This window comes from Longimicrobium sp. (assembly GCA_036377595.1).
Lineage (GTDB): Bacteria > Gemmatimonadota > Gemmatimonadetes > Longimicrobiales > Longimicrobiaceae > Longimicrobium.
This window is the reverse complement of record DASUYB010000159.1, coordinates 26,165-49,178: the sequence shown is the minus strand read 5'-3', so window position 1 is coordinate 49,178 and position 23,014 is coordinate 26,165. Positions and strand designations below refer to the sequence as shown.

The window sequence follows — 23,014 nt, the reverse complement described above, 5'->3', positions numbered from 1 at the left end:
AACCGGTCCATGAACATCCGCCCCGCCATCGTCTCCGACAGCGCCGAGCTGGTGCGGATGCGCGAGCTGCTGTGGCCCGGCGGCGGCCACGCGGAGGAGGTCGACGCCTTCTTCGCCGCGGCGCGCAAGGACGTGGCGACGCTCGTGGCGGCGCGGCCGGAGGGCGGGCTGGCGGGGTTCGTGGAGGTCGATACGCGCGGCTACGCGGAGGACTGCCTGACGTCGCCCGTGCCGTACGTCGAGGGGTGGTGGGTGGACGAGGACGCGCGGCGTACCGGCGTGGGCCGTGCGCTGATCGGCGCGGCGATGGAGTGGGCGCGCGCCGCGGGGTTCAACGAGATCGCCAGCGACACGCTCGCGGACAACGCGGCCAGCATCGCGGCGCACCTGGCGCTGGGGTTCGAGAAAACGGCCGAGCTCGTGACCTTCCGCCGCGCGCTGTAGCCATGGACGACTACACGGGGAGATGAGGGATGAGGATGCGGTGGATGTTCGCGGCGCTCGCTCCTGCCGCGCAGGCTGTTGGTCCGGCGATCACCCGACAGGCAACCCCCACGCCGCCGCCGCGTCGGCAAGCTGTTGAAGCCTCGCGCAGTTTGCGAGGCTTTCCAATGTTCCAGCCGCGGCTTCAGCCGCCCCGTCGGGGCAGTCGGCGATGATGACCCCCCTCATCTACGGGGAAACCCGTTGACAGCGGAGGGGCGGGTGATTAATCTACGGGAGAACCCGTAGCGGAGAGGAGTCGATGCCACCCGACGATACCAAGCTGACCGACCGCGAGCTGGACGTGATGAGCATTCTGTGGCGCACGGAGTCAGGGACCGTGGCGGAGGTGCGCAAGGCGCTGGCGGACCGGCTGGCGTACACCACGGTGCTCTGGGCGCTGCAGACGCTGGAGGAGAAGGGGCACGTGCGCCACGAGAAGGAGGGCCGCGCGTACCGCTACTATCCCGTGGTGCAGCAGGAGACGGCGGGCGGGAGCGCGCTCAACCGGCTGGTGGACAAGGTCTTCCACGGCTCGGCGGCCATGCTCCTGGCGCAGCTGGTCAGCGAGCGCGACCTGCCGCCCGAGGAGCTGCAGCGGATGCGGGAGCTTCTGGACCGCCGCCTGGCAGGAGAGGAGGACGCATGACGGCGACGTGGATCCTGGGCGCCGCGGCCGCGGGCGCGCTGCTGGGGACGGCCGCGCTGGCGGTGGAGCGGACGGGCGCCGCCTACGACTTCCGCGTCCGCCGCGGCAACGAGGTGTTCGACGTTCACCTGGTGCTCGGCCCCCCGCAGCCGCCCGGCATCCTCGCCGAGCGTTAGGAGCGGGGAGCAGGAAACACCGACGGAATCGAAGTCGATTTTCGCGATGAACCCACCCGAACGGAGAAGCAGATGACGATCGCATGGATGCTCGGCGCCGCCGCGGCTGGCGTGCTCCTGTCGCTCGCGGGCCTCGCGGCGGAGCGCATCGCCGCGTGGTTCCAGCTGCCGCGGCGCTGGGCCTGGGCGGCGGCGCTGGGCGCCTCGCTCCTTCTTCCCCTCGTCGCGCTCGCCGCGCCCGGCGTGCTGCCGCAGTTCCATCTCCCCTCCGCACCCCCGTCCGGCGATCCGCAGCCGCAGGCGGCCGGCCCGGTAGCAGCGCTTCCTTCCGCCCCACAGGAAACCGCGCCGGACGTGGCGCCGCGGTCCCTCCCCGCGGGGGTGCTGGCGGGATGGCTGGCGGCGTCGCTGGCGATCGTCGCCGCGCTGGGGATGACGCAGCGGCGGCTGCGGGCGGCATGCGGCGCGCTGGAGCCGCGGCGCGTGGACCGCGAGCCCGTCTTTGTCTCCGGGCACGCGGGGCCCATGGTGCTGGGGGTGATCGAGCCGAGGATCGTGCTCCCGCGCTGGGCGGTGGACGGGCCGGAGGACGAGCTGCGGCTGATCGTGCGCCACGAGCGCGAGCACGTGCGCGCGGGCGATCCCTGGCTCCTCGTCCTTTCCGCGCTGGCGGTGGCGGCGATGCCGTGGAGCCCGGCGCTCTGGTGGCAGCATCGCCGGCTGCGGCTGGCGGTGGAGACGGACTGCGACGCGCGCGTGCTGGCGCGGGGCGAGAGCATCGAGCGGTACGGCCGCGTGCTGCTGCGCACCGCCGGCCGCGGAAGCTTCCTGATGGCCGGCGCCGTGGCGTGGGGCAGCCGCTCGTCTCACCTCGAATGGAGGATCCTGGCCATGACCATGAAGCCACCCCGGAACCGGCTCGGACGGGCGGTGCCGCTCGCCGGCATCGCCCTGGCGCTCGTTGCGGCCGCGTGCGGCGCGGCGTCGCGCGGCGGGCCGGACGCCCCCGAGCCGATCGACATGCGGCCCGACGCCGCGCCGTTGTTCGGGTACCACGAAGGCCGCCTGTACGGGGATTTCCCGCTCGACGACACCCGGAGGCTCGTGGTCAACGCTCCGGACCCGGCGAGGGGCAAGCTGGGGCTGGGCTGGCGCTACGGCGACGAGCCGCGCACCCGCAACTCGCCGCCGCCCACGGTGCTGCCCACGGTGACCTCGGTGACGCCGGGCTTCCCGGCCGAGGCGGCTGGCGTGCGCGCGGGCGACGTGCTGGTGTCGGTGAACGGGCGCGACGCGCGCGAGCCGTGGCTCTTCGGCAGCCGCGCTCCCGGCACGGCGTACACGGTGCGGATCCGCCGCGCCGGCGCGGAGCGGAACCTCCGGCTCGTCATCGGCCCGCCGCCCACGCGCGCCGAGGTCGAGCGGAACATGGGACGGGTGGCCGCGTGCGAGCGCCGCGAGCTGTCACGGCCGGGGCACAGGCTGGACGACTGCTTCTTCCCGTACTGATACGCGGATTGATTGTGCAATCAGACCCAACAGAATGACTCACACGGAGGAGGAAACGGAGGGATGATGAGCAAATCCTCCGTTTCCTCCGTTCCCTCCGTGTGAGATTGTTCTCGTCAGATCCAATCGAATGCACAGCCATTCGCTCAATCCGGTATGACCGGGCGGGAGAGGCGTGTCCGCCGCTCAGCGCGTTGGTGGGGTGAGGACGCACAGCTCGGGCGTCGCCGCGCGCCAGCCGCGCTCGGGCGGGCACGACGGCGCGTGCGCGGCGACCACCACGGTCGCGCCCGCGCGCTCCATCGCGTCGAGCACGGCCTGCTGCACCGCCGGCGGGGCGGACCAGAACTCCCGCGCGTCCCACGTCTCCGCGACAATCCGCATCCGCCCTGCGCGCGCCCAGAACGAGCGCGCGCCGTCCTCGATCTGCCACGTCGTGATCAGCCCAACCCGGGCACCCCGCGGCACGTCGGCGGCGTGCAGCGCCCGCGCCTGGGCCCACGCCGCGTTCTCCGGTCCGGCCTGCATCGCGTTCACGGCCATCCGGCCGCCCGATCTGGCCAGGTCCATCGCCAGCGGAAGCACCGCCGCGGCCAGCACCGCCGCGGGGAGCCGCCAGTCTCCCTCTTCCGCCGGGGCGAGCGTGGCCAGGAACAGGAGCAGGACCACGCACAGCTGCGCCCCGATGAAGCGCATCTCGATGTGCACCATCGAGTACGCCGCGAAGGTGGCCAGCGACGGCAGCGCCACCAGCCACGCACTCCGGTCCGGCGCCCGCAGCAGCCCAGTGGCGACCAGCGCGCCGGCCAGCACCACCAGGGGGAAGAACGCGATCCCGATCGGGTACCACACGTGGTACAGCGCCGAGCCGACCACCTTGGCCTGGAGGGGGAGATTCACCGGCGGCCGGATCCCCTCGTACCAGTACGACGCGTCGTACCAGAGCGGATACGTCCCCGGCACGGGCGCGGCGAACGCGTACACCCGCGGCGATGGGTACACCACGCGCGGCGCGTGCGCGGGGGTGCCGGTGCCGCCGCCGCCCTCCCATCGCCCCATTTGCGGGAGATTGTCCACGTACCACGCGTACGCCAGCGTCCCCACGTCGCCGAAGGTGGGGCGGTGTTTGGAGATGGAGAGTGAGACGAAGAGCGGCGCGCTCACCAGCAGGAACGCGGCGAGCGCCATCGCCGCGCCCCGCACCCCCACCCGCCGTCCCCGCCCCCGCGCGACGATCGCCCCGCCCGCGGCCACGGTGACGAAGCCCACCGGGAACATGGCCGCCTTGGCGAGATACGCCACGCCCGCCGCGGCGCCCAGCATACCCAGGGTGAGCGGGCGCCCGCCGTCGCGCGACGCGCGCAGGAGCAGCGCCGCGCAGGCGAACGTCAGCGCCGCCACGATCAGGTCCGGCGTCACCAGCTCGAGCGTCACCAGCCGCGGGACGCCCCAGGCGAAGGCAGCGTAGCCCAGCGCCGCGAGCGGCGTCTCCAGCGCGTCGCCGTGCCGCTCGCGCCGCCAGCGGAGCAGCTCGCGCAGGAACAGCTCGAAGCCGGCGAGGGAGAGGAGATAGAGGGCGAAGTTGACCGCGTGGGCCGCCGCGAACTCCGTCGCGGGGGAGGGACGGAGGACGCCGAACGCGCCCGCCAGCACCCACGGATAGAGCGGGCTCCAGTAGCCGTTGACCCACGCCCGCAGCCCGTCGCGCGCATAGCTGTCCGCCACGTCGAGGTACGAGATCCCGTCCGGGTTCATCGCGTGGCGGAAGGCCCACGCCTGCAGCGCGCCGAGCGCCACCAGCACGATCCACCCCGTCACGCGGACGGCCGTCATCGCGCGCGGGCGGCGGGTGGCGGCGGGGCGTGGCGAGCGCACGGGCGGGTCGGCGGCGGAGATCATGGAGAAGGGGATCTGAAACGGAAGTGGGGATGAAAGAAGACGACCCCGCGGACGGATGAGCGTCCGCCGCGGGGTCGATGTCGCGTCAGCGCGCCGTCACGCCGCGGCGGCGGCGGGCGCGCCGTAGGAGAGCGCCCGCAGGGCGGCCTCCAGGCGCTGCAGCATCGGCGGGATCTCCGCGCGCGACACGGCGCCCACCGACAGGCGGAACCACCCCGTCTCCTCCGGCAGCCCGAACGCCTGGAAGGGGACCACCGCCATCCCCGCGGCCTGCAGCAGGTAGTGGCGGATGTCGTCGTTGGTGCGCAGCGTGGCGCCCTGCGGCGTCGCGGCGCCGTGCAGCTCGAAGCGCGCGCTCAGGTAGATCGCCCCCATCGGCCGCACCACCTCCACCGGGAAGCGGCCGCGCAGCTCCGCCAGCCCCTGGTGCAGCGCCTCGAGCCGGGCGACGAGCTCCGTCTTCATCGTGGCGTGGTAGCCCTCGATCTCGGCGCGGTCGCCCAGCAGCTTCGCCACCGCCAGCTGCTCGGCGCGCGGCGCCCACGCGCCCATGTGGCCGACGAGCGAGGCCATCCGCTTGACCAGGTCCGCCGGGCCGACGATCCATCCCACGCGCACGCCGGTGGCCGAGAACGACTTGGAGATGCCGTCGATGAACACCGTGTACTCCGCCATCGCCGGGCGCAGCGACACGGGGTCCACGTGCGTGGTATCACCGAAGGTCAGCATCCAGTAGACCTGGTCGTACAGCAGGTACAGCGGCCGCTCCTCGGGGCCGCGGCGGGCGTTCTCCTCCAGCACCAGGTCGCAGATCTCTCCCAGCTGCCCGGCGGTGAAGGCCGTCCCCGCCGGGTTCAGCGGCGAGTTCAGCACCAGCATCCGCGCGCCGCGCACCGCCTCCTCCAGCATCGCGCGGGTGGGGAGGAAGGCGTCTTCCACCTGGCAGAACACGGGAACCCCGCGCGCGCCGGAGAGGTGGACGTAGTGGTTGTTGTTCCAGGAGGGGACGGGATAGACGACGGTGTCGCCGGGGTCCACGAGGGTGAGGTACGTCGCGTACAGCCCCGGCCGCGAGCCGCCGGTGACCAGCACCGAGTCGACGCCGTACTCCAGCCCCAGCCACTCGCGGTAGAAGGCGGAGACGGCCTGGCGGAGCTGGGGGACGCCGTCGGAGGGCGGATAGTTCGTCTCCCCCGCGCGGAGCATGTCGACGATGCCGTCCACCAGCGCGCGCGGGGCGGGGAACTCCTTCGGCGCGAAGTCGCCCACCGTCAGGTTGCACACCTCCGCGCCCTGCGCCATCATCGCGCGGACGTCGGCCGCGATCCTCAGGATCTCCGAACCGATCAGCCCGTCGGCCATGGCCGACACACGCGGGTCCCGCATCGTCCCTCCTGGATCTGCAGCGGTTGGTCGGGCGCTGGTGCGCGAATCGCCACAAGATACACGCCGTGGCCGGCTTTCGCAGCACGTGGTTGACCCGCGCCCCGTGGCGCCTTATCCAACGTGGGCCAACAACGTTCAAGGACGGGGGATGAAGATCACGCTGCTGGCCGTCGGCCGCCCGCGCGGCACCGCCGCCGAGCTGGTCGCCGAGTACGAGGCGCGCGCGAAGCGGTACTTCACCTTCGAGGCGGGGGAGGTGAAGGAGGAGCCGTTCCGCCGCCCCGGCGACGCCGCGCGCGTCCGCGACGAGGAGGGGAAGCGGCTCCTGGCGCGCGTCCCCGCCGGCGCGGAGATCGTGGCCCTGCACGAGGCGGGGCGGCAGTGGACGTCGCAGCGGCTGGCGGAGTGGCTCGAGGAGCTGGCGGTGCGGGGGAGCCCCGGCGCCGCGTTCGTGATCGGCGGCGCCTACGGCCTGTCGGACGAGATCCTGTCGCGCGCGCGCCACCAGCTCTCGCTCTCCGCGATGACGCTGCCGCACGAGATCGCCCGTCTCGTCCTGGCCGAGCAGCTCTACCGCGCCGGAACGATCCTCCGCAACGAGCCGTATCACAAGGGCCGCGACTGATCCACACCGCGCGACCTCGTCGCTCCGGAGACCCGGCCTCCGCGCCGTCCGCGAATCTCCCAAATCTGTCATTCCGAGGGCGGCCAGACCGTAACCGCGTCCGCATGGATGGCTGCAGCCCGAGGAATCTGTGGCCGGCGTCCGCGTCACAAGCCACCTTGTCGCGCGGAAGCAGGCCAGAGATTCCTCGGGAGCCGCCAAGCGCTTGCGCAGTCGCGACTTCGGCGCAGCGGCTCCGCTCGGAATGACAGCGGTGCGTCGTGCGGTCGCTCGGTACGACGAGAGTCCCCGATCTGTCATTCCGAGGGCGGCCAGACCGTAATCGCGTCCGCATGGATGGATGCAGCCCGAGGAATCTTTGGCCGGCGTCCGCGCCACAGGCCGCCTTGTCGCGCGAAAGCAGGCCAGAGATTCCTCGGGAGCCGCCAAGCGCTTGCGCACTCGCGAGTTCGGCGCAGCGGCTCCGCTCGGAATGACAGTCTTCGGCAATTGCGTGTAACCGCCAAGGGGACCGAACGGCGGTTGTGGTGTACAGGGCGATTCGGGTGAGGTTGCCCGCCGTCGTACGCCGCCTGTAACCTGTCGGGCGGCGCTCGTGCAGACCTGCCGGGGTGGAGGGGGGTGACGAGTGGTCCAGAAGCGCAACGAGATCATCGGCGGCGACTACGCCAGCGTGCCGGCCCTCCCCGCCGCGCTCGCGCGCCGCACCGCCGGGGAGGAGACGCTGAGCAGCAGCCTACACCTGCACGTGGCGCAGATCCGCGGCAACCGGCTGGTGGACGACTTCCTGGCCGGGCGCTCGCCCGCCGCGCTCTTCTACGACGGCCACCCGCGCGACCTCGTCTCCTGGCGCGCCAAGCTGGCCGAGGTCCGCGCCCGCTTCGGCCGCGCCGAGCGCCAGCGCGCCGCCGCCGCGCTCACCCCCACGTCGGAGCGCGCGGCCGAGCGCCTGCGCCGCTTCGTGGACGAGGGCGGCGCCATGATCACCACCGGCCAGCAGGCCGGCCTCTTCACCGGCCCGCTCTACACCGTCCACAAGATCCTCTCCGCGATCCGCCTGGCCGAGGAGCTGGAGCGGGCGCTGGGCGTGATCGTCCTCCCCGTCTTCTGGGCGGCGTCGGAAGACCACGACTTCGCCGAGGTCAACCACGCCTACGCCGTCGCCGAGGACGGCGAGCTGCGCCGCGTCTCCATCTCCGCCACCTCCTCCGTCGCGGTGCCGATGAGCGAGATGCCGCTCGGCGGCGACGTGGAAACGACGTTGCGCGAGTTCGCGGAAGTGATTGGGGGAGATGGAGATGTGTCTCTCTGTATCAGCTTGCTTCGAGATGCGTACCGCCCCGGTGCGACGGTGGCGCAGGCGTTCCGGGATGCGGTGGTGGCGCTGTTCGCGGACTTCGACCTGCTCGTCACCGACGCGGCGGATCCGGCGCTGAAGGCCGCCTCGCAGCAGGTCATCCTCGCCGAGCTGGAGCACGCCGCCGAGCACGAGCGGCTGGTCGCGGCGCAGACGGCGGCGCTCGAGGCGGCCGGGTACACCTCGCAGGTCACGCTGGTGGAGGGGGCGACCAACGTCTTCTGGCACGGCCCCGCCGGGCGCGAGCGGCTGCACCGCGAGAACGGCGGCTTCGTGGCGCAGGAGGCGCGGCGGCACTTCACCCTCGACGACCTCCGCGCCATCCAGGCGGCCGATCCGCGGGCGCTCAGCCCCAACGTCTTCCTCCGCCCCGTCGTCGAGTCCTTCGTCTTCCCCACGCTCTCCTACGTCGCCGGCCCGGCGGAGACGGCGTACTTCGGGCAGGTGCGGCCGCTCTTCGGCGCGTTCGGCATGCGCGCGCCGATCGTCTTCCCCCGCTTCGGCGCCACCATCGTTCCCGACGAGGTGGCCGAGGCGCGCGCGCGGCTGGCGATCACCGACGACGAGCTGCGCCTTCCCGAGCACGCGCTGTGGGATGCCGTGGCGCGGCGGCACGTGCCCGACGAGCTGTGGGCGCGGCTGGAGGGGCTGCGGCGCGCGCTGGTGGAGGAGTGGGGGCGGGTGATCGACGTGGCCGAGGGGATCGACTTCAACCTGCGCGACGCGGTGGGCGCGCGGCGCAACCGCGCGCTACTGGAGGCGGCCAAGAGCGAGCGCACGATCCTGCGCCACTTCAAGCAGCGCCGCGCCGCGCTGGAGCGGGATACGCGGCTCGTGCGCAACCACCTGCGCCCGATGGGGATCCCGCAGGAGCGCGCGCTGACGGTGTTCCAGTACCTCGGCCGCGACCCCGCCCTCCTGCGCCGCCTGGCGGAGGGGATGAAGGTCGAGTTCGCGCCCGAGGCGGAGGCCGCCGCCGCGCCGGTGCCGGGGGACTGAGCGCGGTGATCCTCGCTCGCCGCTCGACCGTCACACCTGCAGCGAGGCGGCGAAGCTCCTCAATTCGTGCCTGCGCCTGAACTCGGCGCCGTTGAGCAGCTGCACGATCATCTCCCGCATCTTTCCCTCGTGGGTTCGCGACAGCTGCTCGACCATGCGGCGCATGGGCTCGGCGAGCTCTGAGACAGGGAGCGCGTCCTGCACCCACTCCAGCAGGTGCCCTTGCAACTGGTCGCGGAAGTGCCGACGCACCAGGCCTTCGGCCGCCCACGGGGTCGTTACGCTTTCGTACAGATCGCCCAGGAAGCGGACGGCCTGGTGCACGTCTTCGTCGCCGTTCGCCAGCGCCCGGACGAACTGACCGCAGCTCACTGGGGGGAGCGCGTCACCCCGCGGAAGCTCCACGCGGTCGTCGCGTAGCTGGTTGGCGATGCCGCGCTCGTGCAGGAACATCAGCGCGATCAGCACTCCCATGCTCGCCCCGCCCCGCTTGATCCACTCGCGCAGCTCCCGCAGCACGGGCGCCACGCCATGCGCCTCGCAGAGCGACACCAGCGCGAACTGCACGCTCAGGAAGACGCCGGCGCGCTCGGCGTAGATCTTGTCTACCACCCGGCGCAGCACCTCGCGGGCCTTCCGCACCAGCATGTCGTCGCCTTTCTGGGCTGCCCGCTCGATATCGGCCTGGATCCCGCTCACCAGCCGCGACATCCGTGAGGCATTTTCAATCATCGGAACCAGGTGGACGCGGACGATCCCGTACAGCTCGTGCATCGCCCGCGGAAAGTCGTAGTAGCCCACCCACGAGTACGCGGTGATCGCGGCCTGCAGCAGGTCGCCGTCGCGCCCGGTGGCCCCGCCAGCGTGCATCGACCTCAGGAACTGAAGGCACCGCGCGCGGAACTGGGGCTCGTTGCTCCCCAGCACGCCCTCGAACATTGCTCCAACGAGCCCTCGGTGGCGCTTGTTGCCCAAGGTGGCCCAGCGCTCCGCCATGGGCACCACCACCCGCTGGTAGTCGATCTCGCCGATGCGGCCGATGATCTGCGCGGCCAGCACGCTCATGCTGGGCCCGTCCTGGTCCGGCCGCTCGGCCAGGTCGCGAAGCCGCGGGAGGATGGCGGTGAGCACCCGCCGGTGACGCCCCAGCAGCATCCGCCAGAGCCCCTGCGGCGGCACTTCGTCGCGGAAGGAGACCACGTCGGCCAGCGTGAACGGGTCTTTCTTGATCGTGGCGCGGCTGCGCGTCAGCAGCGAGTCGTCGGACAACTCCAGCCTCACCTCGCTCGGCTCGTCGTCGTCCTGGGCTCGCGCGCCGTCCGCGAGCTGCAGGTCACGCTGCAGCCACCGCCGCAGGTGGCGCCGCAGGCGGTCGAAGTCGACCCAGGCCACGCCCGCGGCGTCGGGGGTGCACTGCGCCAGCGCCAGGACGAAGCCGAACGACCACCCGTCGAAGTCGTCGCCGAAGTCGTAGAGCAGGCGCCGGCTGGCGTCCTGAAAGAGAGCGAGCCCCTCGTCGAACCCCAGCGACGGCTGGCCCAGGTCCACGAAGAAGTCCACGAAGTCAGCCGCCTGCGAGGAGAAGGGGAACCGCTCCAGCAGCTGGTCGCGGAAGCCGCGCACGGCCTGGAGCGTTTCCGCGGCTGTCCCGCCGGGCTGCTGGAGCGCGCCCAGGTGCCGGTCGAGCCGGGCGGCCCGCAGCTCGGAAGAATGCGGGTCGAGGGAGCGCAGGAGGCCCTGCAGGGCATGCGCGTCGTGGAACTGCCCCGTCTCCGCCGGGGTGGCGGTGAACACCACATAGGCGTTGCGCGCGCGCAGCCGGTCGGCGAGCTGCGCCCAGCCGGCGCGGTCGGTCTTGGCGAACGCGTCGTGGAGGTCGGGGTTCCCCCGCGACAGGGTGTTGCGGAAGACGACGAGCCGGTCCGCGAACTGGGCGTGCTTCGCCGCCAACTGGTGAAGGTCCACCGGGACGTGCCGCTCCGGCGGATCGAACACGGCGGCGGGCTGCGTGCAGGTGCCGCGCTCCCGCAGCCGAAGGGCCAGGTGGGTGGCGGCGGTCACCTTGCGCGCCCCGCTCGGCGCGCAGAGGAGCAGCACGCGCCGCTCCTCCAGGTGCCGCACCAGCGTGTCGGCCTCGCCCTCGATCCCGGCGAAGTGCTCCACCGCCCACTCCTCCTCCACCCGGGAGACTTCCTGCCCGTCGGCGAGGGTGGACCGGCGCACCGTGCGGCGCTGCGCCGCCATCACCTGGTAGTAGACGTCGCCGTTGTAGATCGAGGTTTCGACCGAGTTGTCGATAGAGTTTTCTACCAAAACGTCGCGGCCGGCCTCGATGTCCGTGAGAGTGCTCCTCTGCTGCTGCCCGCCGGGCGGCGTGTTGGGATCGGAAGGGGCCGCGACGAGAGAGGGCTCCGGCGGCTGGGACGCCGGCGCCGAGGCAGCGGGCGCGGAGGGCATGGGCTCTTCCAGGGACATGGGACGATTCTCGGTGAAGGTGGGGCGTCAGCCCACGCGGCGGCACGGCTTCTTCCCGCCCGCCTGCCCGCGACTGCGGGCCGGGCGTCACGGCGAATGGAGCCGCGCGCGCAGCTGCTGCGGGTCGGCGAGGTCCTGCAGCGCCTCGAACCGGCCCGGCGCCATCTGCGGCGCCTCGGCCAGCGCTTGCTGGGCCTCCCTGGCATGGTCCGCCTGTCTGGCCGTCACCTGCCCCGCGTCTTCGGCCAGCACCGACGCCACCACGTGCAGCAGGGCGCCCTGGATTCGGCAGCGCTGGCTCCTGAGACCGAGCTGGTCGGTGAGCGTGACCAGATCCGACAGCACGCCGGGGAGCCCGCTACTGCCCGCGGGGAGCGCCGCCAGGCTCTCGCGGTTGCCAGGGCCAAGCACGCAAGACCCGTTTCGGTGGCGAGAAAGGAGTGGGCTGGTGTGCTCCTCGCCGGTGCCCAGCGAGGCGTGTATCTCGGCGAGTTCCTCCATGGAGGTGGCCGTGGCGATGAGCTTGCCGATTGTCTCGGTCGTCGTGCGGGTGACGGTGTCCTGCCGCTCGCGTCGCGCCTCGTCGGCGCGGTCTTCCCCGTCACGTGCCGCGTTTTCCCGCCTCCGGTCGCTCTCCCGGTTTTTCAACTCGCGGCCGACGGTCCTGCGCGCGTCGACGTATCGCCCCTTCTCGCGCGTCTCGTGGATCTTGCGCTCGACGGCGGTGGCTTCGCGCGGCAGCTGCTCCCGGAGCCGCAGCGAGGTGAGGGTGATGCCGTAGTCGCGCGCGAAGGTCTTGAGCTCGGGGAGGGTGCCGGAGACCACGAACTCGCTGGCGGTTCGGAACGAGTGCCACACCTCGGCCCAGGGAAGCTGGGCGATCTCCTCGGTGACCACCTCGGCCACCTTCGTCTGCACCCGCAGCAGCGGGTCGATGTCGCGGGCCGCCACCAGCAGCTGCGCGTCGGACACGCGGTACCACAGGGTGAAGTGCAGGTCGAAGTCGTGCGCGCGCTCTGCCATCTCCACGTGCTCCGTAAAGCGCAGCGGGCGGGCCTTCGAAGCGTCGACCGCGAACGCGAAGTAGCGGTCGGACCTGCCCAGCAGCGCGCGGAGCCAGCCGCCGCCGACCCGGTCGGAGCCGGGCTCAAGCAGCGAGTGGAACTTCTCGCCCGACTCGCCGACGCGCTCCAGCACCACCACCGTGTGACCCTCGAGCGGCTCGGCCTTGTGCTCGCGGATCAGCTTTTCGCTCAGCGTCAGGTTGTCCATCGCATTCCTCGTGGTTGGCAACGTTGATCGGATGAGTGCCGGCCGATGATGGGTCGGACACTCACCTTACCCTCTGTATGGACCTTACATCGCCGCCGCTCTTCACGTCCTCCATGCAGGTGTGCTGAGAGGTCCGGGTGGCTGCCGTCGCAGGGGCTTCGGCTTCCGTCTCCACGTTGCCGACCGCGTCGATCTTCCTGAGGTTGTGCTTCTGCTCGATAAAATCGGCGGAAGTCTCGGACGGAGCGAGCGGCGTTTCATCGGCGCCGGGGCGGACCAGCAGGTGGGGGATCGCGTGCCTCTCGCCGTACTTTGCCTTCAGCGACGCCGCGGCCTCCTCGAACGCGGACCGCACCGTACGGCCGAAGGCGAGGGCGGCGTAGAACGCACCCGAGAACCTGATCGCGGCGGAGTCGTGGATGGGCAGCTCCATGGCCACGGTGTAGTCGACCACCTGGCTGATCCGCTTCGCCACGGGAAGCGTCTCACACGCGTTCAGCACCACCACGCGGACCTCCCGGAAAGTGGTGAACAGCCCTGCGAGGGTGCTCGCGCGCACGATCGATCCATCGTCCAGCTCGATCCCCTTCTCGTAGCCGTGCCCGGCGAAGTGGACGATCTGCGGGTGATGCCGCTGGAGGGCGTCGGGCAGGTTTTCCGCGCCGGCCGCCAGCTCCGGCTCGATCTTCAGCCTGTCTCCGGCGCTCCCCATCCGGACGGCCTCGAGCGCCCGGCGGATCTCGTGGTCGATCCGGAGCCCCGCCGAGTTGTCGTCGGGGTTGGCGGCCAGCAGCAGCACCTTGACGGGAGGGGACATGGGGATCTCGCTCGCTCGGGGTTTTCGTCTCGGCCGTGCGTCCCTGGGGTAACGTCGCACGGCGCCTCCGCGAAGTGAGACGGGTCGATGGTCCCCGATTCGCACCCAGTCTCCGCCAGCACACGGCGGACATCGATCGACCGCCTGCCGCGACCACCGCTGGCGAAACGTCAAAGCTGATCCCCAGCATCGAAAACGGCTGCCACGGCCACGAACTCGTGCCGGGCAGCCGTCCGCTTTTACACGCTTCCACAGAAACGCCGGGAAATCGGCGATGCGCGCCAATCCAAGGTGAAAGCGGGGGAGGGAAGCCCGCGCGGTGGGACGCTATCGGGAGCACGACGAGATGCTGGAGATCATCCTGTTCCAGGCGGAGCCCGAAGCCACGCTGGAAGGGCGGCCGGTGCGGCTCACCTGGCGCGTGGAGGGAGCGCTCTGGGTGAGCATCGACCGCGGCGTGGGCGAGGTGGACGAGGCCGGGCGCTGCGAGGTGTTCCCGGCCGCCAGCGGCCTCTACACGCTCACGGCGGGGTCGCCCGAAGGAGACCGGCTGTCCGAGACGGTGCACGTGCGGGTGTCGCCGATGCCGCTCATCCGCACGCTGTTCGTGCCCGCGCCGAGGCTGTCGCACACCGTCGTCCTGCGCGGCGTGGAGGTGGCGGCGCCGTCGATCCGGCTCGCCGCGCCCACGATCCGCCTGTCCGCGCCTTCCTTCCACGTTCCGCTGAAGGTGGACCTGTCGGTGCGCTTCGCGGCGGAGAGCGCGCGGGCCGCTCCGGGCCCCACTTCCGCGGACCGGGCGGCCGGACCCGCGCTTGGACGGATGTCGGCGGACCGGATTCCACGCGTCGGAGACGTGTTCGACCAGATTCGCAAGCGCGTGAAGTCAGAGGTGAACACCAGGACAGGAGACCAGGGATGAAGCGCTTTTTTCTGTTCTGCTCGGGAGCCAACACCGACGTCCTGCGGGAATGCCCTACCGACGAGTCCAAGTACGTGGGGATCGGCGTCACCATCCTGCTGACGGCGATCCTGGCCAGCCTCTCCGGCGGCTACGCGCTCTACACCGTGTTCGGCCTGGTCCCGGTGGCGGCGGCGTTCGGGGTGCTCTGGGGCGCGGTGATCTTCAACCTGGACCGCGTGATCGTGTCGGGGATGCGCAAGCAGAAGCACTTCGCGCTCGACCTTCTTTACGCGGCGCCGCGGTTCGTCATCTCCGTACTGCTGGCCGTGGTGATCTCGCGCCCGCTGGAGCTGAGACTGTTCGAGGGGGAGATCCAGCTTCGCTGGGACCAGATGCAGTCCCAGGCCCGGAACAGCGACGTCGACCGCATCCGGGCGGGCGACGGCGAGCGGCTGGACAGCCTGCGCGCGGAGAACGCGCGGATGCGCGCGGAGATCGACGCCAGGCAGAATGAGTACAACCGGCGCAACGATGAGTGGATCCGCGAGAAGGAAGGTACGGGCGGCACCATGATTCCCGGGGCGGGGCCGGTGTTCGCCGAGAAGGACACGGCGCGGAAGGAGGCGTTGCGCCAGTGGGAGGAGATCAAGAGCAGCAACCTCCCCCGGATCGGCCGGAACGACAGCGTCATCGCGCGCCTGGAAGCCCAGCAGGACCGCAATATCGCGCGAACGGACTCGGTGCGGAGCGGGGCGGACGGGTTCCTGGCGCGGATGGAGGCGTTCGGCTCGTTGAAGAAGGACAGTGAGACGATCCGCTGGGCCAGCATCTTCATCACCCTGCTCTTCATCTCGCTGGAAACGGCGCCCGTGGTGGTGAAGCTGCTGTCCACCTTCAGCCCGTACCGTCCCTACGACGAGCTGCTGGAGCAGCGGGAGTTCGAACTGGTGGAGAAGGTCCGGCAGAGCATGCGCGTCAAGCGCCACGAGCTGAAGACCAACGCGGAGCTGGAAATGGCCGACCGTGACAGCATGTTCGAAACGGAACAGCAGCTGAATTCCGACAAGCACCAGCTGCGTCTGGACGCCGAGCTCCGCGCCAACGAAGCGCTGATGCGGCAGGTCGCCGACGCCCAGGCAGAGCTCGCGGGGCACATGGTGGAGGATTGGAGACGCAAGGAGCTGGCGAAGATGGGCCACGACGTGGACGAGTACGCCGAGGATTTCGCCTAGCGCGCTCACGGGCTCGGGGCGTGTGGTCCGCCGGTCGGAGGATAGACGCGGTTCTCCCTCTGGCACGGGCAAGGCTACACATCACCCGGCGGATTCGCTAAGTTCCTGCGGCGTGCCCACCTCATCGGCCATCCCACGATCCACCGACCCCGATCCTTCCAGCGATGAAGCCGACGTATCTGCTCCTGCCGCTCGCGCTCGCCGTCTGCGCGTCATCCGCCGTTGCGCAGCAGTCGCCGCCTCGCGCGGAGGCGTGCGCCGACACCATCACCGGCAACGCGGCGATGACGCCCGCGCAGCTGCGGGCGGCGGAGACGCAGAGCTGGCCGGAGCCCGCAGCGCGCGCCGAGTATCGTCTGACCATGCTGTCGGAGCGCCTCACCGGCTTCGTGCGCGACAAGCAGAAGCGGCCGCTGCGGCTGTTCGAGTTCGCCGACTCGGTGGCCGAGGTGCCGTGGCTGAGCACCTGCGACCCGTGGGGCCACCGCGTGGTCTTCGTCCCGCGCGGCGACGAGTTCGAGCTGCGCTCCGCCGGCCCCGACGGGCTGATCGGCACGGCCGACGACATCACGCGCGACGGGCTCCTCCCGCGCATACGTCCCACCGCCGGAGCCGCGCCGGCGCCGTAGATCGCGAGTCTCACGCAGAGCAGCGGAGGCAGCGGAGAACTCGTCTCCGCTGCCTCCGCTGTTTTCGTGGACTCGAACTTCCCCGGATTCAGTCGCCGGGGAAGCGGCCCGCGTACTTGCCGATCCACTCCGCGGCGGCCTCGGGCGAGGTGAGCACGCGGCCCTCGCGCTCCTGCACCTCGCGCCGGTAGGACTCGATCGAGCACACCTGCTCCACCATCCGCGCGCGGAAGGCGTCGCTCGCGTCCAGGAAGCGAACGCCGACGCAGTAGCCGTCGCCCTCGGGCCGCGACCAGACGACGCGCGCCTGCGCCTGGAACGGAGGGTCCACCTCGGCGATGCGGATGCGGATCGTGCTCCCCGTCTCCAGCGCCTGGTCGGAGACGAACGACAGCCCGCCGACGCTCACGTTCACGCCCTGCTGCGTGCGCCCGCCATCGGCCTCGGCCGCGCACACCTCGATCGGCACGTCGGCGGTGTGTCGGATGAACTCGCGGCGCGGGTTCGTGCGCGTGCCTGCCGTTGAGACGACCGTCATCCTCCTCCTCCCGTCCGTCGGAAGCCCGTAGCAGACGGCAAGCGACAGGCCGCCCGCGCGGTACCGCGTTTGCCCTACCATCCGCGCACCTGCATGCGCCGCAGGATCTCGCGGGTGTAGCCGCGGGTGTTCGCCGGGGTGCGGCGGTGCGGGTTGGGAAGGAGCGCCGCCAGCCCGGCGGACTGCGTCCGCGACAGCTCCCGCGCGCCGACGCCGTAGTGCAGCCGCGCCGCGGCCTCGGCCCCGAACACGCCGTCGCCCCATTCCACGTTGTTCAGGTACAGCTCCAGGATCCGCCGCTTCCCCAGGATCAGCTCCGCCGCGGGGGTGAGCGCGAGGTCGTACAGCTTGCGCACGGGGTTGCGGCAGGCGCAGCCGAACAGGTTCTTCATCAGCTGCTGGGTGATGGTCGACGCGCCGCGCATCCGCCCGCCCTGCTCCGCGTCGCGCTTCGCCTGCCGCATCTCCACCCAGTCGAAGCCGAAGTGCGTCCAGAAACGCCCGTCCTCCGCCGCCACCACCGCGCGCGGGAGATGCCGCGACATGGCCGACATCGGTTTGTACACGCGCCGCTGGCGGTAGGGAGAATCCGACGTCCACGCCTCGATCCGGCGCTGCACCTGCACGCCCGTGGCCGGCGGCGGCACCCAGCGGTAGGCGACGAGCAGGACGAGGCAGAGCACGTAATAGGCGGCAAGCACCTTCGCGATCCAGATCGCTACCCGCGCCACGCGGCGCCGCCGCGGCGGCGGTTCCTCCGCCGGCTCGTACGGCAGCGTCCGGTCCTCGTCCTCCACGCGTCGTCGGAACCACATCGCTCATCCCATCGGCTTGCGCCAGACCACGGAGTAGCGCCAGAGCAGGTGCTCGCGGATCTCCGCGCCCGGCAGCAGCGGCTCGAAGCGCGCGCGGAGCTCGTCCGGGCGCAGGTACGTCTCGCCGCGCCCGTGCGCGTCGTACGCGGCCCGCAGCGCGCGCGATCCGCGACGCATCCTCAGCCGGCTGGCGATCGCCGCCGCGGCGTTGCGGGGGAGATGGCGCAGGCCGGGACGGGTGAGGATGTCGAGGATCAGCAGCCACCCGCCGGGCCGCAGCGCGTCGCGCATCGCCGTGACCGCCGGCTCGAACGGGAGATGGTGCAGCGTCGCGACGGAGGCCACGCAGTCGAATCGCCCCCGCGGCATCTCCCACGCGGTGACATCGGCGACGCGGTACTCGACGTTCGGGAACGACGGGGAGCGCTCGCGCGCGACGCGGATCATCTCCGGCGAGAGGTCGATCGCCAGCACGTACGATGCGCGGGCGGCGAGGAGCCGCGTCAGCTCGCCCGTGCCGCAGCCGATCTCCAGCGCCTCACCGACATCATCGCGGAGCTGGTCGGCGAGCCAGCGCACGTACGGTCCCTCGCGCGCGCCGTGCGCCTCCTCCAGCCGCGCGATCCCGTCGAAGTCGGCCCGGACCTGTGCGGTGGGCTTCTCCATCGCGGCGACGCTCACGTCTTCCAGAACTCCCACCACCTCGCCGGCGGCGCGATCGGGGCCGTCTCATCCTCGAACACCGAGAACCCGATGTCGGCGTGGCCAACTTCCACGATGCGCCCGGCGTGCGTCATCACCCCCACCCCGTGCTCCTCGTCCCAGCTGCACCCCAGTTCGAAGCCGACGTAGGCCATTCCGTCGCGCTCCGCCCGCACCACGTGCACGATGACGAGCCCGATCAGCGGCTGCAGGTCCGCGATGGTGCGCGCCCTCGGCATGCGCGCGGCCGCTTCCGGTATGCGGCCGTACGCCTTACGGAACTTGGGGTATTCGGCCAGGATCGCCCGCTGCACCGCGTGCGTGACCGCCGCCTCGTTCCGCACGAGGTGAAGAAAGGCGCGCGCCTGCGCCTCGCTCGGCGGCGCCGACGGCTCGTCCATCCCGGGCTCGATGGAAAGGATCGCCGTCCCGTCATCGTCCTCGAGATCCTCCTCGGTTCCGAGTCGCACCCGGAAGCCCGCCCAGCCAGGGAGCGTGACCCGGCCGTACCAGAAGTCTTCGTCCCACGCCAGCCGTCCGAACGTCTCGTGGTCGATGCTGATCTCGTCGCTCATGGATGGGTTCCGAGGATCGAGGGCGGTGCGGGGGATCTCGTTGCGGGCGTGCCGCCGAGCGCGCAGTCTAATCCCCCGGCCTCCGATCTCAAAGCCGCGGGACGATCCCGACCGGCCGCATCCGCAGGCCGGGGCGCGACTTCTGCACATTCGCGCATCGAACGAGCTGCGCCCGCCCACTCCGACCCGGCACGCATGGACGCCGACCGCCCGCGCGACGATTCGCCGCTGGAACCCGACGTGGACCCCGCCGCGCAGGCCGCGCCGGTGGAGCCGGGCGCGCCGCGGCCGGACCTGGAGCGGACCGAGCGCGCCATCGCCAGCCCGCGGACGCGCTCGGTGGGCGTCACCACGCTCACCGTGCTGGCGCTGCTGTACACGCTCTACTTCGCGCGGCCGTTCCTGCTGCCCTTGGTGTTCGCGCTCCTGCTCAGCTTCCTGTTCAGCCCCGTGGTGCGCGCGATGGCGCGGCTGCGCATCCCGCCGCCCGCCGGCGCGGGGCTGGTGGTGCTGGCGCTGCTCGGCGCGCTGGCGGTGTCGGGATACGAGCTGGCCGGCCCGGTGCAGAGCTGGGCGGCCAACGCGCCGGAGACGCTGGCGACGGCGCAGGCGAAGCTCCGCAAGCTGCTGCGGCCGCTCGAGCGCGCCAGCCGCACCGCCGAGCAGGTGCAGAGCGCCGCCGGCGCCGTGGCCGTCGGCGGCGACGGGGCGGCCCGGCCGCGCGAGGTGGTGGTGCGGCAGCCCAGCCTGATCGCGCGCGTGTTCGGGACCACGCAGCGCTTCGCGGCGGGGCTGCTGGAGGTGATCGTCCTCCTCTACTTCCTGCTGGCCGCGGGCGACCTGTTCCTGCAGAAGCTGATCAAGGTCCTCCCCAACACCGGCGACAAGCGCAAGGCGGTGGAGATCGCGCGGATGATCGAGGGCTCCATCTCCACCTACCTGCTGACCGTGGCCGCGGTGAACCTGGCCGAGGGCGCCGTGGTGGCGCTGGCGATGTGGCTGCTGGGGATGCCCAGCCCGCTCCTCTGGGGCGCCCTCGTCGCCGTGCTCGAGTTCATCCCCTACCTGGGCGCGCTGGCGATGGTGGCCATCCTGGGCCTGGTGGCGATGACGGTGTTCGACAACGCGGGGCGCGTGCTGGCGGTGCCCGCGGCCTTCCTCTGCATCAACCTGATCCAGGCCAACTTCGTGAGCCCGGTGTTCGTGGGCCACCGCCTGGCGCTCAACCCGGTCGCGCTGCTCGTCGGCCTCACCTTCTGGTTCTGGATCTGGGGGATCCCGGGCGCGTTCATCGCCGTGCCCATCCTCGCGACGTTCAAGATCTTCTGCGACCACATCGGCTCGCTCGCGGCCGTCGGCGAGTTCCTGGGGATGCGCGACGAGGCCGAGCGGCGGACGGTGGTGCGGGGGATGTGACCGCCGGTCGGGCCGGGTTGCCCGGGCGGCTGAAGCCACGGCAACCACCGCACGAAGTCCCTGCGGGACTGGGGCCCTGGATCCGCTCTGCACCGGAAACATCCTGCCCGCCCCGGCTGGCCCCCTCCCCCGCTGCGCAGGGAGGGGAGAACTCAGCGCGGCACGGATGCCGGCTCGTCGCCTGGATGCCGCGGCCGCAGTCCCGCAGGGACTTCGTGCAGTTGTTGCCGCGAATTCATTCGCCCGTCGCCACCCGCGAACCGCTCGCGATTCCGCGACCCCGGCGGCACCTGTGGTGTATCAAGCCCCCTGTCCCGATCCCGAATCTCGACTGGCCCGATGCCGCAGAACTCCACGCTCGAAAGCAAGCTCCGCCACCTTCCCACCCGCCCCGGCGTGTACCTGATGAAGGACGCCGAGGGCGTGGTCATCTACGTGGGGAAGGCCAAGTCGCTGCGCAGCCGCGTGCGCAGCTACTTCGCCGCGGGCGCGCAGCACGGGATCAAGACGCAGGAGCTGGTGCGGCGGGTGGCCGACGTGGACACCATCGTGGTGAACACCGAGGCCGAGGCGCTGATCCTCGAGAACAACCTGATCAAGGAGAACCGTCCCCGCTTCAACATCAACCTCAAGGACGACAAGACCTATCCCTACATCAAGGTCACCGTCCACGAGCGCTTCCCCCGCGTGTTCGTCACCCGCCGGCTGGTGAAGGACGGGAGCCGGTACTTCGGGCCGTACACCGACGTCCGCCGCATGCGGCAGTCGCTGGAGCTGGTGAAGAAGCTGTACACCGTGCGCTCCTGCCACTACGACCTGCCGCGCGAGACCCCCGCGCGCCCCTGCCTGGACTACCACATCGGCCGCTGCAAGGCGCCGTGCGTGGCGTTCCAGACGGAAGACGAGTACCGGGGGATGGTGGACGAGATCCTGGAGGTGCTGGGCGGCCACACCCGCCTGGTCGCCGACCGGCTCAAGCGGGAGATGGGGATGGCGGCGCAGGAGATGAACTTCGAGCGCGCCGCCGAGCTGCGCGACGCCATCGCCCAGCTGGAGACGCTGGAGCGGCGGCAGCGCGTGGTCGACGTCACCGGCAGCGACCGCGACGTGGTCGGCTTCGCGCGCGACCGGGCGGAGGCGTGCGGCGTGGTGCTGCTGATCCGCGAGGGAAAGCTGCTGGGGCGCGAGGTCACCTTCCTGACCAACGCGGGCGACGACAGCGACGAGAGCGCGTTCAACGCCTTCGTCACCCGCCACTACACCGACCGGGCGATCCGCGACGACGGGTCGATCCCGCCGGAGATCTTCTTCCCCGAGGACTTCGCCGACCGCGGCGTGCTGCAGGAGCTGCTGCGCGAGCACGCCGGCCGCGCCGTGCGCCTGCACGTGCCCCAGCGCGGCGAGAAGGTGCAGCTCGTCACCCTCGCCGAGCAGAACGCGCGGCACCTGCTGGAGGAGCGCAAGCTGGTGGCCCAGGCGACGGCGGGGCGCGCGCCCGACGCGCTGTACGAGCTGCAGGAGGTGCTGGAGCTGGAGAGCGTGCCGCGCACCATCCTCTGCTTCGACATCTCGCACACGCAGGGGAGCGAGGTGGTGGCCAGCGGCGTGTTCTTCGAGAACGGCGAGCCGAACAAGGGCGAGTACAAGAAGTTCAAGATCCGCGGCCAGTGGGGGAACGACGACTTCGCCTCGATGCACGAGGTGGTGGGGCGATGGTTCAACCGGCGCGTGGAAGAGGGGAAGGCGCCGCCCGACCTGGTGGTGATCGACGGGGGGAAGGGGCAGCTGGGCGCGGCGGCGAAGGCGCTGGAGGAGATCGGCTTCCCGCAGCAGCCGGTGATCTCGCTGGCCAAGCGCGACGAGGAGGTGTTCGTCCCCGGCCGCGGCGAGCCGATCCGCCTCCCGCGGCGGAGCCAGGCGCTGCGGCTGCTGCAGCGCGTGCGCGACGAGGCGCACCGCTTCGCCGTGAGCTACAACCGCAAGCTGAGGACGAAGCGCACGGTGCGCTCCGAGCTGTCGACCATCCCCGGCGTGGGGCCCGCGCGGCAGCGGGCGCTGCTCGACCGCTTCGGCTCGATGCGCGCCGTGGCCGCCGCGAGCGAGGCGGAGGTGGCTGCGCTCCCCGGCTTCGGCACCGCCCTCGCGCGCAAGGTGCTCGCCCACGTCCGCGGCGAGGCGCCGGCGGAGGCGCCCCAGCCAGGCGGCGCCTCGGGCGGCGGCGTCGTGGTGGGGTGAGGCACTGATAAAAGATTAGGGCTCACGCAGAGTCAGCAGGGTCAGCAGAGGAACTGCGGTTTTTCTCTGCTGACCCTGCCGCGGCGTCGGGCGATGCGCAGGAAGCGAGATGCAGCGCTGAGTTCTCCCCTCCCCTGCGAAGCGGGGGAGGGGCCGGGGGAGGGGGCCACGGCCGGGCGGGCAGGATCTCTGCCGCAGCGAGCAGATACGCGGCGTCAGTCCCGCAGGGACTTCGTGCCCTTGTTGCCGCGAATTTATTCGCCCGGGCACTGGACCGGCTGGGAAAACGAAGAAGCGGAGGAGGACCTCGGTCCCCCTCCG

The 23,014-nt window shown here is 71.4% G+C and carries 20 protein-coding genes; 11 read left to right on the top strand and 9 right to left on the bottom strand.

Annotated elements, in window-relative coordinates:
- The first annotated feature begins 9 nt into the window (after nucleotides 1-9).
- The 4 genes from VF092_27405 (at nucleotide 10) to VF092_27390 (ending at nucleotide 2,817) form a co-directional block, all read left to right on the top strand.
- On the top strand, nucleotides 10-444 hold the full coding sequence (locus VF092_27405) for a GNAT family N-acetyltransferase (GenBank protein ID HEX6751047.1): 435 nt from the start codon (nucleotides 10-12) through the stop codon (nucleotides 442-444).
- A gap of 301 nt (nucleotides 445-745) precedes the next feature.
- Nucleotides 746-1,132, top strand: a complete 387-nt coding sequence (locus tag VF092_27400; protein ID HEX6751046.1) for a BlaI/MecI/CopY family transcriptional regulator — start codon at nucleotides 746-748, stop codon at nucleotides 1,130-1,132.
- The gene (locus VF092_27395) at nucleotides 1,129-1,308 is read left to right on the top strand and encodes a hypothetical protein (protein ID HEX6751045.1); all 180 of its coding nucleotides are present in this window, start codon (nucleotides 1,129-1,131) and stop codon (nucleotides 1,306-1,308) included. The genes VF092_27400 and VF092_27395 overlap by 4 nt, the downstream gene beginning before the upstream one ends.
- A gap of 72 nt (nucleotides 1,309-1,380) precedes the next feature.
- Complete coding sequence (locus tag VF092_27390) at nucleotides 1,381-2,817, top strand: M56 family metallopeptidase (GenBank protein ID HEX6751044.1); 1,437 nt, start codon at nucleotides 1,381-1,383, stop codon at nucleotides 2,815-2,817.
- A gap of 186 nt (nucleotides 2,818-3,003) precedes the next feature.
- Here the strand turns inward: VF092_27390 and VF092_27385 are convergent, their stop codons facing one another.
- Both VF092_27385 and VF092_27380 read right to left on the bottom strand, forming a co-directional pair.
- Nucleotides 3,004-4,716: a hypothetical protein gene (locus VF092_27385; GenBank protein ID HEX6751043.1), complete on the bottom strand. Its 1,713-nt coding sequence runs from the start codon at nucleotides 4,714-4,716 to the stop codon at nucleotides 3,004-3,006.
- A 96-nt stretch (nucleotides 4,717-4,812) separates the two neighbouring features.
- Nucleotides 4,813-6,102 carry an aminotransferase class I/II-fold pyridoxal phosphate-dependent enzyme gene (locus VF092_27380; protein HEX6751042.1) on the bottom strand — a complete coding sequence of 430 codons (1,290 nt, stop codon included), beginning with the start codon at nucleotides 6,100-6,102 and terminating at the stop codon, nucleotides 4,813-4,815.
- A gap of 148 nt (nucleotides 6,103-6,250) precedes the next feature.
- Between VF092_27380 and VF092_27375 the strand changes: the two genes are divergently transcribed.
- Together VF092_27375 and bshC are read left to right on the top strand one after the other, a co-directional pair.
- Nucleotides 6,251-6,727: a 23S rRNA (pseudouridine(1915)-N(3))-methyltransferase RlmH gene (locus tag VF092_27375; GenBank protein ID HEX6751041.1), complete on the top strand. Its 477-nt coding sequence runs from the start codon at nucleotides 6,251-6,253 to the stop codon at nucleotides 6,725-6,727.
- 628 nt (nucleotides 6,728-7,355) lie between these two features.
- Complete coding sequence (gene bshC / locus VF092_27370; GenBank protein HEX6751040.1) at nucleotides 7,356-9,083, top strand: bacillithiol biosynthesis cysteine-adding enzyme BshC; 1,728 nt, start codon at nucleotides 7,356-7,358, stop codon at nucleotides 9,081-9,083.
- 30 nt (nucleotides 9,084-9,113) lie between these two features.
- Here the strand turns inward: bshC and VF092_27365 are convergent, their stop codons facing one another.
- The 3 genes from VF092_27365 to VF092_27355 form a co-directional block, all read right to left on the bottom strand.
- Nucleotides 9,114-11,558: a hypothetical protein gene (locus tag VF092_27365; protein ID HEX6751039.1), complete on the bottom strand. Its 2,445-nt coding sequence runs from the start codon at nucleotides 11,556-11,558 to the stop codon at nucleotides 9,114-9,116.
- Between the two features lie 87 nt (nucleotides 11,559-11,645).
- Entirely contained in the window at nucleotides 11,646-12,830 is a 1,185-nt protein-coding gene (locus tag VF092_27360; protein ID HEX6751038.1) for a hypothetical protein, read from the bottom strand.
- A gap of 61 nt (nucleotides 12,831-12,891) precedes the next feature.
- The gene (locus VF092_27355; GenBank protein HEX6751037.1) at nucleotides 12,892-13,707 is read right to left on the bottom strand and encodes a CHAT domain-containing protein; all 816 of its coding nucleotides are present in this window, start codon (nucleotides 13,705-13,707) and stop codon (nucleotides 12,892-12,894) included.
- A 259-nt stretch (nucleotides 13,708-13,966) separates the two neighbouring features.
- Here VF092_27355 and VF092_27350 point away from each other — a divergent pair, with 259 nt between their 5' ends.
- From VF092_27350 to VF092_27340, 3 genes are all read left to right on the top strand, one after another.
- Nucleotides 13,967-14,569 carry a hypothetical protein gene (locus tag VF092_27350; protein ID HEX6751036.1) on the top strand — a complete coding sequence of 201 codons (603 nt, stop codon included), beginning with the start codon at nucleotides 13,967-13,969 and terminating at the stop codon, nucleotides 14,567-14,569.
- Nucleotides 14,566-15,783 (top strand): DUF4407 domain-containing protein, encoded by a 1,218-nt coding sequence (locus VF092_27345; GenBank protein ID HEX6751035.1) that lies wholly within the window; start codon nucleotides 14,566-14,568, stop codon nucleotides 15,781-15,783. The genes VF092_27350 and VF092_27345 overlap by 4 nt, the downstream gene beginning before the upstream one ends.
- A 164-nt stretch (nucleotides 15,784-15,947) precedes the next feature.
- On the top strand, nucleotides 15,948-16,412 hold the full coding sequence (locus VF092_27340) for a hypothetical protein (protein ID HEX6751034.1): 465 nt from the start codon (nucleotides 15,948-15,950) through the stop codon (nucleotides 16,410-16,412).
- An 88-nt stretch (nucleotides 16,413-16,500) separates the two neighbouring features.
- Here the strand turns inward: VF092_27340 and VF092_27335 are convergent, their stop codons facing one another.
- The 4 genes from VF092_27335 to VF092_27320 form a co-directional block, all read right to left on the bottom strand.
- Nucleotides 16,501-16,950, bottom strand: a complete 450-nt coding sequence (locus VF092_27335; GenBank protein ID HEX6751033.1) for a PilZ domain-containing protein — start codon at nucleotides 16,948-16,950, stop codon at nucleotides 16,501-16,503.
- Between the two features lie 74 nt (nucleotides 16,951-17,024).
- Nucleotides 17,025-17,765: a monofunctional biosynthetic peptidoglycan transglycosylase gene (mtgA, locus tag VF092_27330; protein ID HEX6751032.1), complete on the bottom strand. Its 741-nt coding sequence runs from the start codon at nucleotides 17,763-17,765 to the stop codon at nucleotides 17,025-17,027.
- 3 nt (nucleotides 17,766-17,768) lie between these two features.
- Nucleotides 17,769-18,431 (bottom strand): class I SAM-dependent methyltransferase, encoded by a 663-nt coding sequence (locus VF092_27325; GenBank protein ID HEX6751031.1) that lies wholly within the window; start codon nucleotides 18,429-18,431, stop codon nucleotides 17,769-17,771.
- A gap of 11 nt (nucleotides 18,432-18,442) precedes the next feature.
- On the bottom strand, nucleotides 18,443-19,042 hold the full coding sequence (locus VF092_27320) for a hypothetical protein (GenBank protein HEX6751030.1): 600 nt from the start codon (nucleotides 19,040-19,042) through the stop codon (nucleotides 18,443-18,445).
- Between the two features lie 195 nt (nucleotides 19,043-19,237).
- Here VF092_27320 and VF092_27315 point away from each other — a divergent pair, with 195 nt between their 5' ends.
- Nucleotides 19,238-20,458, top strand: a complete 1,221-nt coding sequence (locus tag VF092_27315; protein ID HEX6751029.1) for an AI-2E family transporter — start codon at nucleotides 19,238-19,240, stop codon at nucleotides 20,456-20,458.
- Between the two features lie 339 nt (nucleotides 20,459-20,797).
- Complete coding sequence (gene uvrC, locus VF092_27310) at nucleotides 20,798-22,693, top strand: excinuclease ABC subunit UvrC (GenBank protein HEX6751028.1); 1,896 nt, start codon at nucleotides 20,798-20,800, stop codon at nucleotides 22,691-22,693.
- The last annotated feature ends 321 nt before the right edge of the window (nucleotides 22,694-23,014 follow it).

What these genes read in the sequence shown, in the direction of transcription:
- VF092_27360 (HEX6751038.1), bottom strand. Translation starts at nt 12,830, where the DNA reads ATGGACAACCTGACGCTGAGCGAAAAGCTGATCCGCGAGCACAAGGCC.
- VF092_27400 (HEX6751046.1), top strand. Translation starts at nt 746, where the DNA reads ATGCCACCCGACGATACCAAGCTGACCGACCGCGAGCTGGACGTGATG.
- VF092_27385 (HEX6751043.1), bottom strand. Translation starts at nt 4,716, where the DNA reads ATGATCTCCGCCGCCGACCCGCCCGTGCGCTCGCCACGCCCCGCCGCC.
- VF092_27320 (HEX6751030.1), bottom strand. Translation starts at nt 19,042, where the DNA reads ATGAGCGACGAGATCAGCATCGACCACGAGACGTTCGGACGGCTGGCG.
- VF092_27375 (HEX6751041.1), top strand. Translation starts at nt 6,251, where the DNA reads ATGAAGATCACGCTGCTGGCCGTCGGCCGCCCGCGCGGCACCGCCGCC.
- VF092_27405 (HEX6751047.1), top strand. Translation starts at nt 10, where the DNA reads ATGAACATCCGCCCCGCCATCGTCTCCGACAGCGCCGAGCTGGTGCGG.
- VF092_27340 (HEX6751034.1), top strand. Translation starts at nt 15,948, where the DNA reads ATGAAGCCGACGTATCTGCTCCTGCCGCTCGCGCTCGCCGTCTGCGCG.
- VF092_27325 (HEX6751031.1), bottom strand. Translation starts at nt 18,431, where the DNA reads ATGGAGAAGCCCACCGCACAGGTCCGGGCCGACTTCGACGGGATCGCG.
- VF092_27365 (HEX6751039.1), bottom strand. Translation starts at nt 11,558, where the DNA reads ATGTCCCTGGAAGAGCCCATGCCCTCCGCGCCCGCTGCCTCGGCGCCG.
- VF092_27335 (HEX6751033.1), bottom strand. Translation starts at nt 16,950, where the DNA reads ATGACGGTCGTCTCAACGGCAGGCACGCGCACGAACCCGCGCCGCGAG.
- VF092_27380 (HEX6751042.1), bottom strand. Translation starts at nt 6,102, where the DNA reads ATGCGGGACCCGCGTGTGTCGGCCATGGCCGACGGGCTGATCGGTTCG.
- uvrC (HEX6751028.1), top strand. Translation starts at nt 20,798, where the DNA reads ATGCCGCAGAACTCCACGCTCGAAAGCAAGCTCCGCCACCTTCCCACC.
- VF092_27395 (HEX6751045.1), top strand. Translation starts at nt 1,129, where the DNA reads ATGACGGCGACGTGGATCCTGGGCGCCGCGGCCGCGGGCGCGCTGCTG.
- VF092_27315 (HEX6751029.1), top strand. Translation starts at nt 19,238, where the DNA reads ATGGACGCCGACCGCCCGCGCGACGATTCGCCGCTGGAACCCGACGTG.
- mtgA (HEX6751032.1), bottom strand. Translation starts at nt 17,765, where the DNA reads ATGTGGTTCCGACGACGCGTGGAGGACGAGGACCGGACGCTGCCGTAC.
- VF092_27390 (HEX6751044.1), top strand. Translation starts at nt 1,381, where the DNA reads ATGACGATCGCATGGATGCTCGGCGCCGCCGCGGCTGGCGTGCTCCTG.
- VF092_27345 (HEX6751035.1), top strand. Translation starts at nt 14,566, where the DNA reads ATGAAGCGCTTTTTTCTGTTCTGCTCGGGAGCCAACACCGACGTCCTG.